Source organism: Dellaglioa sp. CoH-55-MRSF-6, from assembly GCF_056782215.1.
The window spans coordinates 85534-98942 of sequence record NZ_JBXAYJ010000005.1 but is presented as its reverse complement, the minus strand read 5'-3'; the positions used below and the strand labels follow the sequence as shown (position 1 = coordinate 98942).

Here is a 13409-nt window from a genome sequence, read left to right as displayed (position 1 = left end):
CGAACACAGAAGTTAAGCTTCTTAGCGCCAAGAGTAGTTGGGGGTCGCCCCCTGCGAGGGTAGGACGTTGCCATGCTAATAATAAATAAAAAAAGGACATTAACATAATTGTTAATGTCCTTTTTTTATGCGATTGTAAAATAAAAAGCCGCTTACCGGATTTGAACCGGTGACCCCCACCTTACCATGGTGATACTCTACCTACTGAGCTAAAGCGGCATTACTATAAAAGTCTATAGTAATATTAAAAATAAATCAACCTAAATTTAAACAATCAAAACACTAGAATTATTTATGGAATTCGTAAGCAACGGAGATAGTGACTCAATGGAAAAGATAGTTAAGGTATGCATTGCTCGTGAACAAAGAGTATAAAGGGTACCAAGATCATTTTTTGAAATATAATTTTTTTTTGAAATATCAAAAGCAATAACAGAATCAAATTCCAAGCCTTTAGCTAAATAAATAGGTAATATTATTGTTTCTTCTGGAATTTTTCTGTCGCCATCTGTAACCATTGTTAATTTTACTAATGATCTGAGTTCACTATATAGTAATTTACATTCAGCCAAATTTTTAGTGATGATAGTTACTGGTTGGTTATTAGTATCACCATTTTTAATTAGGGCTATTAAAGATGCTAGTGCAGAAGCCCGGGTTTTACTAAAGTATATTTTAGGTAATTCGCCATGACGTGTGAATGATTCAATGCTATTTCCGTCTGGTAGCAATGATTTTGCAAAATTAGTAATTTCAAATGTTGATCGGTAACTTTTATTTAAAATAATTAAATTAGTTTTTTTAACTTGTAAAATATGATTTAAATTTTCTAAAAATTTAGCTGGTAAGATTAAATCATAGAATAAAGCTTGCTCACTATCTCCTAAAAGTGTTAATTTAGCGTTAGGAAAACAATTTTTTAAATATAAGAGTTGCAGCGGAGAGTAATCTTGAATTTCATCAATAAAAAGATGTTCGATATTTCTATTTTGACCATCACCCGTTAGTAAGTCTCGTAGCAATAGTAGTGGTGTGGCATCTAATAACGTGATTTTATGAAGCTCTAAGTTTGATTGGAATGATTTTTTTTCTTCTATTGAAATTGTAATTTCAAGGAATTTAGCATATTGCTCATAAATATCAATAAAATAATTATTGTAAATCGCATCATATACAATATTAAAGCGATCTTTTAATATAATGGTACCAATATATGATATTTCTTTATCAATACTATCAAATTCATCGCGTTCATAATCACTTAAATATGTTTCATATTGAGAATCAGATAACGAATCAATTTCTTCACGCATCCAATCAGATTCTGCCATTTCGGCAATTCTAGTTTTTAATCGTTTTGTTAGTGTATTTTTTGTTGCGGTAAATTTATCTGATGACAACATATTATGTGGTAGATGTGTAAATATATTAGCGATTTCTTCTTTTTTAAAGAACGGGATACCTTCATAAATGATATCTGTGAAGGCTAATTCAGATGAATCTACTGCATTTAAGTAATTTTCAATTGTTTTTTTTAAAAGTGCATTACCTCTTAAATCAGATGAAGCATGTTTATTGTTTGACTCATAATTTTCAAATAAGGTTTCAACCTTTAATCCTTGAAAACGATTAGAGAAGAATTCGGCTAACGTGACTTGTCTCATGTTCTTTTCGCCCAGGCTAGGTAGTACATCGGAAATATAGTGACTGAAAAGTAGATTTGGAGAAAATAATATAATTTGATCCGCATTTAGTGATGTTCTTGAGTGATAGAGTAGAAATGCAATACGTTGTAGAATAGCGGATGTTTTCCCACTTCCGGCAACCCCCTGGACAACTAATAAGTCACTTGTTGTATCTCGAATAATTGTGTTTTGTTCTTGTTGAATTGTAGAAACAATATTTTTCATCTGTGTGTCACTTTGTTCGCCTAAAACTTGTTGCAATAATTCATCGCCAATTGTTTCATTGGTATCAAACATCGATAGGATTTTACCTTCTTTAATTTGAAATTGACGTTTTTTGGATAATTCTGTCATTTGAGTTCCTTGTGGTGTCTTATAAGAAATATGACCCAATGCGCCGTTATAATAAATACTTGAAATAGGTGCACGCCAGTCATGTATTAGAAAATTTTGATGATCATCTACTAGAGAGGCTAGACCAATATAGAGTTGTTCCTGTTCTGGATCGCCATCGTCTTGGATGTCGATACGTCCAAAATAAGGTGAATCGCCTAATTGTTTTAAAGTATGAACCTGTTTTTCTAATATTTCTTCAGTTTGGATAGTCGTGGCGACCAATTGTTTCTGTTGTTGCACTTCGGCATTCGTTTCAATTCTATCATCAACTTCAAAAGTATTGATTTTGGCATTATCTACATAGTTTTTTTCAACTGATGAGGTTTCTTTATGTGCTTTTTCACATAGTTCGGCTGTTTTAATAGATTGGTGATTAATTTCAGTAATAATTGAATCAACTCTATTTTGTTCGATTTCTTCTTCTGACATCTTAATGCCCCCTTTGTACTATTGACCTAGTTTAAAGGTTTTTGAAATATTCGTCTAGTATTTAATATTATTTGATTTTTTCTGTTGAACACGCTACACTTACACTAATAGATAATTCATTGATTATTGCGAAGTAGGAACGCCAACTAGAACAGGGACATACTGATTTTGCTGGAAGGTATGGTGGCGGACTGAATTGGATATATGAGAATTTTGGGTAACCTCCTTATCGGTAAGTGGCAGAATTTTATTCTGCAATTTAGGTGGTACCACGAGACAGTCGTCCTATTGTTATTTACTAACAATAGGACTTTTTTTATAGATAGAAAGGGAGCGTAAATATGACAAAAAAAGTAGTCTTATCAGGGGATCGACCTACGGGGAAACTACATATCGGGCACTACATCGGTTCATTAAAGAATCGTGTTGAAATGCAAAATTCTGGTGATTATGAGATATTCATCATGATTGCTGATCAACAAGCTTTGACAGATAACGCACGTGATCCGGAAAAAATTAAAAATAGTTTAATTCAAGTAGCGTTAGATTATCTAGCGGTTGGTATTGATCCAAACAAATCAACTATTTTTGTTCAATCTCAAATTCCTGCATTAACGGAACTAACAAGTTATTACTTGAATTTGGTAACTGTTTCTCGCTTGGAACGTAATCCTACAGTTAAAGCTGAAATTCAACAAAAGAATTTTGAACGCAGTATTCCTGCCGGATTTTTTGTTTATCCGGTTAGCCAGGCTGCAGATATTACAGCATTTAAAGCAACAGTTGTACCTGTTGGCGATGATCAAGAACCAATGATTGAACAAACACGCGAAATCGTTAGAAGTTTTAATACAATTTATCAACAAGATATTCTTGTTGAACCAGAAGGTGTCTTCCCTCCAAAAGGGCAAGGACGTTTACCTGGATTAGATGGTAATGCAAAAATGAGTAAGTCACTAGGAAACGGGATTTTCCTTGCCGATGATGCGGAGACATTGAAGAAGAAAGTAATGTCAATGTATACAGATCCAGATCATATTCATGTTGAAGATCCAGGTAAAGTTGAGGGTAACATGGTATTTACTTATCTTGATATCTTTGATAAAGATACTGAAAAAGTTGCCGAACTTAAGGCCCAGTATCAAGCAGGTGGCTTAGGCGATGTTAAAATTAAACGTTATTTAAATGAAGTACTTGAAGCTGAGTTAGCTCCAATTCGTGAACGACGAGCTGAATTAGCTAAAGATCCTGAAGCCATTTATGCAATGTTAAAAGCGGGTAGTGATAAAGCTAATGCTGTTGCAAACCAAACATTGAACGAAGTTAGAGATGCGATTGGAATTAATTATTTTAACTAGTTCGGTTGTGAAACGTTTCTTTGATTTAGTATGAGGTGAGTAATAATGGAAAAGTTTGTTTTATTGGATTTGGGTTCAAATTCGGTTCGATTATCAATTAACGAACAACTTGATAATGGACAATTTAAAGAAATTAAGCGTTTAAAATCGGAAACACGATTATCTGAAGGGATGGGGAAATCCCGAGTGTTACAGGAACATGCGATGGCTAGGACAATTGAAGCCTTAGTTAGTTTTAAAAAACAATATGATATTTATGGACCGGTTGCTGTACATGGAATTGCCACTGCAGCTGTACGAATGGCTCGAAATCAAAAAGAATTTTTACGTCGAATTAAAGAGGCAGTTGGTGCTGATATTGAAGTTTTAAGTGGGGATGATGAAGCTTATTACGATTATATGGGTGTAATGGAAGCCTTACCAATTCATGATTGCTTGATTTTGGATACAGGTGGCGCAAGCAGTGAATTAATCCATGTGGTTAATCGAAAAGTGGTACATCTTGTGAGTTTGCCATTTGGTGCAGTGACTTTATCCGAAAAATATTTAAAAAATGAACAGATTACGAGTAAAGAATTATTTCAGTTAATGGAGTACTTGGTGACCGCTTTTCAAAAGTTGGAGTGGTTGAAGGAAGCAATGGAGTTGCCCCTCGTACTACTTGGCGGCTCAAATCGAATTATTGGACGTTTAAACCGCAAAAAACAGAAGCTAATTAATACGGAGGCAATTAATGGCTATCAATTGTCACGTAAGGCAGTTTCATTAACTTTTGAGGACTTGGTAGGCTTGACGACTAAAAAGCGTGCACAAGTCAGTGGTATAGCTTCTAACCGTGCGGATATTATTGTAGGTGGAATTGCACCAGTTGTTGTTCTGGGACAATATTTAAATTCTGTTGGTGTCATTTTTTCTGAAAGTGGTGTCCGAGAAGGTTATTTAACAACTAAATTAGGTAAATAAAAAGACATCAAAAATTGATGTCTTTTTATTTTGGTAAAATATCTTCGAATGTCATTGCTGATAAAAATTTTTGAATGCGTTCTGTAGGGTGATTGAAAAATTCGTCTGGTGAACCATTAAATAAGATATTGCCATCTTCTAGAAAAATGATATTATTGGCAACAGCTTTTGCAAAGGCCATATTATGAGTAACGATAACCATTGATTTTTTTTCTATATCCAACTTAAGTAGAACTCTTAAAACCTCTGCTTCTAATTCAGGATCTAGTGCAGAAGTTGGTTCATCAAATAATAAATATTTAGGATTCATTGCCATTGCTCTAGCAATAGCTACACGTTGTTGTTGACCACCAGATAACTGGCTTGGATAGTAATTAGCACGATCTGAAAGACCGACTAATTCTAAAAGTTCTTCAGCGCGTTGTGCAACAATTAATTTTTGTTCCTTTAAAACGTGAAGGGGTCCTTCCATAACATTTTTCAAAACAGTTAAATGAGGAAATAAGTTATAGTCTTGGAAAACCATACCTGTTTCACGACGAACTTCCAAAATTGTTTTTTCACTGATTGGTTGGGTAAAGTCGATCTTTTTATCATCTAATGAGTAGAGACCTTCTTCGGGTTGTTCTAATAAATTAAATGAGCGTAATAAGGTTGATTTACCGGAACCAGAAGGACCAACGATGACGGTTGTTTCGTTTTCTGGTAATTCAAATGACAACGATTTTAAGACTTTATGTTGGTCGAAGTATTTATTAACATTTTCAAATTTAATCAAAGTTAAGACCTCCTAGTTATTTTTAATGTAACGCGATGTTCTTTTTTCTAGATAATATTGACCAACGTTTAAAATTGAGCAAAAGACTAGATAAACGACCGCTACTTCACAGTATAAGGTCATAGGTTCATAAGTTCTTGCCGCAATTTGTTGACCAACGGAAAACATTTCGACAATCGTGATTGAGAAGGCTAATGACGTATCCTTTATTAAACCAATGAAACTATTTGATAAAGGTGGAAGTGAGACCCGTGCTGCTTGTGGTAAAATAACGCGAAATAACACGGTTGTGTGTGTCATACCAATGGCGTAACCAGCTTCCCACTGACCTTTTGAAATTGATAGAATAGCTGCACGAATTGTTTCCGATGCATAAGCACCAACGTTTAATGAAAAAACAATAACAGCGGCACTGAATGCGCCGAATTCAACTGTATAAGGTGCTGGTAATCTAGGTAGTCCATAAAATAGGATAAATAATTGCACAATCAAAGGCGTTCCTCTGAAAATCCAAACATAGAATGAAAAGAATGCTTTACCAATCCCTTTTAAAATTTGGGTGAAGGTACTGCCTTTTTTTATATCTGATATTCGAACTAGTGCGGTGATAATTGCGATGATGATCCCGATAACGAATGAAATTATCGTCAAAGGGATAGTGTAGCGAATTCCAGCTTCTAAAATGGTTGGGAGTGAATCAATAACAAGTTTCATAAACGCGGAACCTCTCTTAATCTATTATTAATAAAAAAAGACTGATGACAAAATGGATTTTGCACCAGTCCTTTTGGAATTATTTATTTGTGATGTCGCTACCAAAATATTTTTTTGATAGTTTTGATAATGAGCCATCAGCACGTAATTCTTTAAGTGCTTTGTTTAATTCTTTTTGTAATTTTGGGTTGTCCTGTTGGATTAAGCCAGCAACTTTTAATGCTGGAATTTCAGAACCTGTTGAAATTGTTTTAATGTTCGTATCAGGTTTTTCTTTTAAGTATGAATAGACAGCATCGTTACTGTTAATGGTACCATCAGCCCGACCATCTAGGATTAAACTGATTGTATTTGCAAAATCATCTGTTGAGACAACATCAGCACCAAGGCGTTCAGCATCGGCTCCATTTTCACTTGTAACCGTTTGTGCCATCTTTTTACCCTTAATATCTTTAATCGTTTTAATAGAAGAGTTATTATTTTTGACGACTAAAATTGATTTTGAATAAATATAAGGTGATGTAAAGTTGTATTTATCTTGACGTTCTTTTGTAACACCAACGTTGTTTAAAACAACGTCGTATTTGTTAGCATCTAATCCTGCAACTAATGAATCCCATTTTGATTCGATAAATTTAGGCGTTAAATCCATTTTTTTAGCTAATTGTTTACCAAGATCAACTTCGAAACCAGTTAATTTATTGTTACTATCGTGGTAACTATAAGGGCGGTAAGTACCTTCTAATCCGATTGTTAATGTACCCTTTGTTTGTGTTACATCGGATGCTGTATCTTTCGATTTACCGCAGGCGGTTAAAGCAAGAGCAATCAATAACACACTGGCAAGACTTAATATTTTTTTCATTTTAGTACGCCCCTTTTTTTAAAAGTAATATATTATCTATCTATAATAGCGTAAAATAAGCTAAGAAACCAATTATTTCTCTTACTAAAAGTAAAAACAACAAAAAGGACTAAGGTAATGACAAAATTTATAAAATTTTATCAAAAAAAATGGCATGATAGATTAATAACCTTATTAAATGACAATCTTATTTCAGATGATGAAAAATTAGAAATAGAAACGCATGCTCTTAATCATGAATTAGGGGATCAGATGACTGAAAATTATATAGCAGATTTTACCTTGCCAGAAGGTATTGCGTTTAATTATTTAGTTGATGGAAAAAAGATGACGGTCCCAATGGTAACTGAAGAACCTTCTGTAATTGCGGCAAATAATAATGGGGCAAAAATAATTGCATCTGCGGGTGGATTTACAACAAAAATTAAATCACGCTTAATGATAGGTCAAGTTATTTTAGAAAATATTGATGATGCGGATAACGTTATCAACCAAATTAATGAACAACAATTGAATTTAATTAAAATAGCGAATGCTGCTCGTCCTTCACTTGTAAAACGAGGCGGTGGCGCACGTTGGGTCAGAGTTCGAAAACTAGCAGCTGATCTAATTTCGGTAGATTTAGCAGTAGATGTTCAAGAAGCAATGGGCGCTAATAGTGTAAATACAATGATGGAGGCAGTTGGTGAAACGCTGCAAACACAGTTTAAACAAGACGTCCTTATGAGTATTCTATCCAACTACGCAACAGATTCATTAGTTGAATCAAGCTGCTCAATTCCTTTTACGTTGTTAGATTCTGCAGAAATTAGTGGTGAACACATAGCTAAGAAAATTGTCTCAGCAAGTCGAGTGGCTCAACTTGACCCATATCGTGCCGTCACACATAATAAAGGTATTATGAATGGGATTGATGCGGTTCTCATTGCTTCGGGAAACGATTGGCGTGCCGTTGAAGCAGGTGCTCATGCTTATGCTAGCCAAGATGGCCAGTATCGTGGCTTGACGAAATGGTCGATAGTCAGTGATAATTTAGTTGGCATAATTAAATTACCAATGCCCATAGGAGTTGTTGGGGGTTCGATTGATATTGTCCCAATGGTTCAAATTAATAAAAAAATGATGGGTATTCGATCAGCAAAAGAGCTTGCTAGTTTGGTTGCAAGTGTTGGGTTAGCTCAAAATTTAGCGGCACTTAAAGCACTTGTTTCTGAGGGTATTCAAAAGGGACATATGGGTCTTCAACTAAAATCACTGGCAGTTAAAGTTGGCGCTGTAGACGAAGAAGTGGCACAATTAACTGAGTTATTAAAAAATGAGAATCGACCAGATACAGAGGTTGCAACAAAAAAACTAAATGAATTAAGAAAAAAAGGGGATAATTAAATGGTTGAGATTACATTACACCAAAATACACAAAATTTAATTACTACAATTAAAGAACAATTTGATGGAGAAATTAAAATTCAATATGGTGGCGAAAAAGTTGGGTTTATTAAGCATCAACAAGTAGAATCTCGGTTAGAAGATGGAAATTTCATTATTAATGTGACTGATATTACAGCACCTGATTACTTGATTTCGCATGAACTATTCCATTTTTTCTTGCAACTTAATCAGGCACCTGAATTAATGTTAAAAATGACAACGGATGATTTTAATATCGACGATAAAATCAATGCGACGGCTGTTCAACTTTATGATACGGTTTTACATGGGACTATTTTTAGATTACAAGAAGAAAATGGGTTTATTGATGATAATATTAGAGAATTATTCTATCAAGGAATCTTGGCAACAGTGACTGCTGAACCTAAAGAAGGTAGCGGCCCAGATGAATGGGGAATGTACCGATTAATCACACTTTTAGATGCTTTGGTGTTCTTTCAAAATGAAGATATGGAACAAATTACTGAAAAATTCTTAGAATTTTACCCTATCGCAACAGATGCTGCACTTAAATTATTGGAAATCTTAACATCTAATGACTTACGTGCACCTTTTGAAGCTCGCCGAGCAACGGTTGCCTTATTTAAAGCCTTCGATGCACAACTTGAAGCGTGGAAATTACCAAAAATGTACTTAAATACGTTTGCAACGTTAACACCAGTTTTCAGTGAACGTCAATTAAAATTAGAAGTACGTCAATTGTTTGATATTATGCATTCTGAATTTAAAAGTAATGTTAATTTTGCGTCAGCTTATGTTGGTATTCAAAAGAATGATCAACAAAATGCATTTGTTATTACAGTACCTAGAAATGCGGATTCAAAAGAGGTTATTTTACGTACGTACGATATGACAGTGTTAGAATTAATGCAAACAATTAAGATGCGCTTTATAGTTAGAACTGCTGAATAATGATTGATTTAGCAAAATATAATCTAGCTGTTATCACAGCTGGAAACAACATTTTATTATTAAATCGTTTGAAAAAACCATATGTTGGTCTTTGGAATGGAATTGGTGGTAAACGTGAACCACAAGAATCTGAACTTGCAGGGATGCTTCGTGAATTATATGAGGAAACAGGAATCAAAATTACCGATTCTCAATGTAGACCAACGGGTTATCTTGAATGGTCAGTGGACGACGAATATCAAGCTACAATAGCGTTATTTCATATCTCTTTACAACAACCATTTGGAAAACAATATCCACAAAGAACACGAGAAGGTATTTTAGCAGACTTTCCAGTTGAATGGGCTTTGAATAAGCAAAACGTCGGACTAACACCTGATTTAGTTCCTGTGTTACCCTATATTTTAAAGGATGAATTTCATCGATATTTGACAAATTTTAATGGTTCACAATTAGTTGATTTTAAAATTAAATTATAGTGAAGGACTGTTGTAAAATGATTGAACACAGTGAAATTTTTACTCGATTAAATAATCTAAAGACTAGATTACAATGGCTAACTTATTTTCAGCGGTTTTTTGACTTCATTCTGTTTTACTTTGGTTTTTCTAGTTTTTTTGGTGGAAATCCAATAACGTTATTTGGAACAGTTTTCACAAAAGGTGAAGGGTTACTACTAACGTTGATGGTTGCGGCGATAACGTTTAGTATCACGGCACTGAAACAAGATCCAAGACGGGTTGGGCGGATTTTAATTACCATTTTAGATGGACAGCTATCTGAAAAAGAAATTATGATTATTCGTCAATTTCAAAAATATGCACGCTAATTTTAAAAGAGATAGTCTATGTTAAACTCACGGACTGTCTCTTTTTATTGCTTAAAATCGGCTGAAAACTATGATATACTGTTAAGGAGTTTATACAGAACGAATGTTAAAAAACACATGAAATACGATACGGAAAGGGTCTTAAAAAATGACAGAAAAACCCACATTTTATTTAACAACACCAATTTATTATCCATCTGGTAAATTACATATTGGAAATTCATACACAACAATTGCGTGTGACGTCTTAGCACGTTACAAACGCCAAAAAGGATATGATGTTTTCTTCTTAACGGGAACAGATGAACATGGTTTGAAAATCGAACAAAAAGCTGAAGAATTAGGGACAACACCACAAGCTTATGTCGACGGTATGGCTAGTGATATTAAAGAATTATGGAAAACCCTTGAAATTACAAATGATAAATTTATTCGAACAACAGATGATCAACATGAAAAAGCTGTGCAATATATCTTCGATAAATTACTTAAACAAGGCGATATTTATTTAGGAGAATACGAAGGCTGGTACTCTGTTTCTGATGAAGAATTCTTTACAGAATCACAGTTGGCTGAAGTTTTCCGTGATGATGACGGTAAAATGGTTGGTGGTAAAGCGCCAAGTGGTCACGAAGTTTCATTAGTTAAAGAAGAATCATATTTCTTTAAAATGAGTAAATATGCAGATCGTTTACTAAAATATTATGAAGATCATCCTGATTTTATTCAACCAGAATCACGTAAAAATGAAATGATAAATAATTTCATTAAACCTGGTTTGGAAGATCTTGCTGTATCTAGAACGACATTTAACTGGGGCGTAAAAGTTAAAAGTAACCCTAAACATGTTGTTTATGTTTGGATTGACGCTTTAGCAAATTATATTACAGCCTTGGGTTATGGTTCAGATGATACTGAACTATTTGATAAATATTGGCCTGCAGATGTTCAAATGGTTGGTAAAGAAATCGTGCGTTTCCATACGATTTACTGGCCAATTATTTTGATGGCGCTCGATTTACCTTTACCAAAACAAATTTTTGGTCATGGTTGGTTGTTAATGAAAGACGGTAAAATGTCTAAATCAAAAGGTAACGTTATCTATCCAGAAATGTTAGTAGAACGCTATGGATTGGATGCACTCCGTTACTACTTAATGCGCGCTGTACCATTTGGTAATGATGGTGTCTTCACACCAGAAGACTTTGTTTCACGTGTTAATTTTGATTTAGCTAATGATTTAGGGAACTTATTAAATAGAACTGTTGCGATGATTAACAAATACGATGGTGGTAAAATTCCAGCATTAAAGGGTAACGTAACTGAATTTGATGGAGACTTAGGTCAAACAGCTGAAGATACAATTACGGAATATACTGAATTAATGGATAAAATGGAATTCTCAGATGGATTAAATGCTATCTGGAAATTAGTTGCTAGAACAAATAAATATATTGATGAAACACAACCATGGGTTTTAGCTAAAGATGAAGCACGTAAAGCTGAACTTGATAGTGTTATGGTACATTTAGCAGCTAGTTTACGTGTGATTGCTGTCTTAATCCAACCTATTATGACGCATGCACCTAAAGAAATTTTTGAACAATTAGGTTTAGACACGGCAGATATGGCTATTGAAGAATTAAACTACTCTGATTTCCCAATGGACAGCGTCGTTGTTGAAAAAGGAACGCCTATTTTCCCACGCTTAGATGTTGAAGAAGAGATTGCCTATATTAAAGATCAAATGACAGTTTCAGATAAGAAGAAAGGGCGTAAAGCAATGGCAGTTAATGATACAGAGGATTCTTTAGATTGGAATCCAGAAAATGTGGCTCTAAACTTAACATTACCTCAAACGACATTTGATCAATTTGAGCCAAATGAATTAAAAGTTGCTGAAATTATTCAAGTTGAAAAAGTACAAAATGCTGATAAACTATTGAAATTTAGATTAGATGCTGGTGATCCTGATCATCGTCAAATCTTGTCTGGTGTAGCAGAGTTTTATCCTGAAACAGATGTCTTATTAGGAAAAAAAGTTGTGATTGTTGCGAACTTAAAACCGCGTAAGATGAAAGGCGAAATTAGCCAAGGAATGATTCTATCTGTAGAATACGATGGTAAATTGAAATTAATTACCGTTGATGAAGATATTAAAAATGGCGCAATTGTAGGCTAAATAAAGTAAGGACTGGAAACAAAACTTGGTTTTGCTCTAGTCCTTCTTCATTTTACTGCTAGAAAGGAGAGGTATCCCTTGGAAATATTTGACACACATACACATATTAATTCTGATGAATTTACAACGGAAATTCCTGAAGTTATTGAGCGTGCAAAAGCATTTGACGTGACTAAAATGGCAATTGTTGGATTTGATCAACCAAGCATTTTGAAATCACTAGAACTATCAAAAAGCTATCCTAATTTATATTCTATAATTGGTTGGCATCCAGAAGAGGCAAAAACCTACACACCGGAGACTGAAGAAGTTTTGATAGAACAATTACAGTCGCCAAAAGTTGTCGCAATGGGTGAAATGGGCCTAGATTACCATTGGGATACGTCTCCAATTGAAACGCAGAAAAAAGTTTTCAAACGTCAGGTTGAGATTGCGAAGGCGTTAAAATTACCAATTTCTATTCATAATCGAGATGCCTTTGAGGATGTTTATACAATCCTGAAAGAAGCTGATATTCGTGATATTGGTGGCATTATGCATAGCTTTAATGGTGATGCAAAATGGGCAGAGAAATTCTTAGACTTAGGGATGCATTTATCCTATAGTGGTATTGTGACTTATAATAGTGCTAAAGAAGTTCATGAAGCCGTTAAAGTGACACCAAGCAACCGAATTTTAATTGAAACAGATGCACCATATTTAACGCCAGAACCTTATAGAGGTCAGCGCAATGAACCAGGATACACAAGATACGTCTTGGAAGCTGTCGCAAAAATTCGAGAGAGTTCAAGTATTGATATGGCAGCGGCAACATTTAAAAATGCCGAAAACTTATTTAGGATAGGGTAA

The 13409-nt window shown here is 34.3% G+C and carries 11 protein-coding genes, 1 tRNA gene, 1 rRNA gene and 1 pseudogene; 9 read left to right on the top strand and 5 right to left on the bottom strand.

The annotated features are described in order from the left end of the window. A 5S ribosomal RNA gene (gene rrf / locus AC1RPK_RS06365) occupies positions 1 to 76 on the top strand; the annotation flags it as partial. Positions 77 to 146: 70 nt separating this feature from the next. Here rrf and AC1RPK_RS06360 read toward each other — a convergent pair. Together AC1RPK_RS06360 and helD are read right to left on the bottom strand one after the other, a co-directional pair. After that, positions 147 to 219, bottom strand: a tRNA-Thr gene (locus tag AC1RPK_RS06360). 47 nt (positions 220 to 266) lie between these two features. Continuing rightward, positions 267 to 2510, bottom strand: coding sequence for an RNA polymerase recycling motor HelD (gene helD / locus AC1RPK_RS06355; protein ID WP_481761804.1), 2244 nt, complete (start codon positions 2508 to 2510; stop codon positions 267 to 269). Between the two features lie 341 nt (positions 2511 to 2851). Here helD and trpS point away from each other — a divergent pair, with 341 nt between their 5' ends. Beyond that, a complete protein-coding gene (gene trpS, locus AC1RPK_RS06350) occupies positions 2852 to 3868 on the top strand; it encodes a tryptophan--tRNA ligase (RefSeq protein WP_481761803.1) in 1017 nt (338 codons plus the stop codon). A gap of 45 nt (positions 3869 to 3913) precedes the next feature. After that, positions 3914 to 4831, top strand: a complete 918-nt coding sequence (locus AC1RPK_RS06345) for a Ppx/GppA phosphatase family protein (protein WP_481761802.1) — start codon at positions 3914 to 3916, stop codon at positions 4829 to 4831. A gap of 25 nt (positions 4832 to 4856) precedes the next feature. Here AC1RPK_RS06345 and AC1RPK_RS06340 read toward each other — a convergent pair whose 3' ends face one another. From AC1RPK_RS06340 to AC1RPK_RS06330, 3 genes are all read right to left on the bottom strand, one after another. Next, on the bottom strand, positions 4857 to 5609 hold the full coding sequence (locus AC1RPK_RS06340; RefSeq protein ID WP_481761801.1) for an amino acid ABC transporter ATP-binding protein: 753 nt from the start codon (positions 5607 to 5609) through the stop codon (positions 4857 to 4859). Positions 5610 to 5621: 12 nt separating this feature from the next. Further along, a complete protein-coding gene (locus AC1RPK_RS06335) occupies positions 5622 to 6323 on the bottom strand; it encodes an amino acid ABC transporter permease (RefSeq protein ID WP_481761800.1) in 702 nt (233 codons plus the stop codon). A gap of 79 nt (positions 6324 to 6402) precedes the next feature. Beyond that, positions 6403 to 7188 carry a transporter substrate-binding domain-containing protein gene (locus AC1RPK_RS06330; protein ID WP_481761799.1) on the bottom strand — a complete coding sequence of 262 codons (786 nt, stop codon included), beginning with the start codon at positions 7186 to 7188 and terminating at the stop codon, positions 6403 to 6405. A gap of 114 nt (positions 7189 to 7302) precedes the next feature. Between AC1RPK_RS06330 and AC1RPK_RS06325 the strand changes: the two are divergent. The 6 genes and pseudogenes from AC1RPK_RS06325 to AC1RPK_RS06300 form a co-directional block, all read left to right on the top strand. Continuing rightward, a pseudogene (locus AC1RPK_RS06325) lies at positions 7303 to 8574 on the top strand (hydroxymethylglutaryl-CoA reductase, degradative); the annotation flags it as partial. Next, positions 8575 to 9549, top strand: coding sequence for an IpaB/EvcA family protein (locus AC1RPK_RS06320; RefSeq protein WP_481761798.1), 975 nt, complete (start codon positions 8575 to 8577; stop codon positions 9547 to 9549). Next, positions 9549 to 10028 (top strand): NUDIX domain-containing protein, encoded by a 480-nt coding sequence (locus AC1RPK_RS06315; protein WP_481761797.1) that lies wholly within the window; start codon positions 9549 to 9551, stop codon positions 10026 to 10028. The genes AC1RPK_RS06320 and AC1RPK_RS06315 overlap by 1 nt, the downstream gene beginning before the upstream one ends. A gap of 17 nt (positions 10029 to 10045) precedes the next feature. Beyond that, a complete protein-coding gene (locus tag AC1RPK_RS06310) occupies positions 10046 to 10378 on the top strand; it encodes a hypothetical protein (RefSeq protein ID WP_409021927.1) in 333 nt (110 codons plus the stop codon). Between the two features lie 148 nt (positions 10379 to 10526). Then, entirely contained in the window at positions 10527 to 12560 is a 2034-nt protein-coding gene (gene metG / locus AC1RPK_RS06305; RefSeq protein ID WP_481761796.1) for a methionine--tRNA ligase, read from the top strand. Positions 12561 to 12638: 78 nt separating this feature from the next. Further along, positions 12639 to 13409 carry a TatD family hydrolase gene (locus AC1RPK_RS06300; protein WP_481761795.1) on the top strand — a complete coding sequence of 257 codons (771 nt, stop codon included), beginning with the start codon at positions 12639 to 12641 and terminating at the stop codon, positions 13407 to 13409.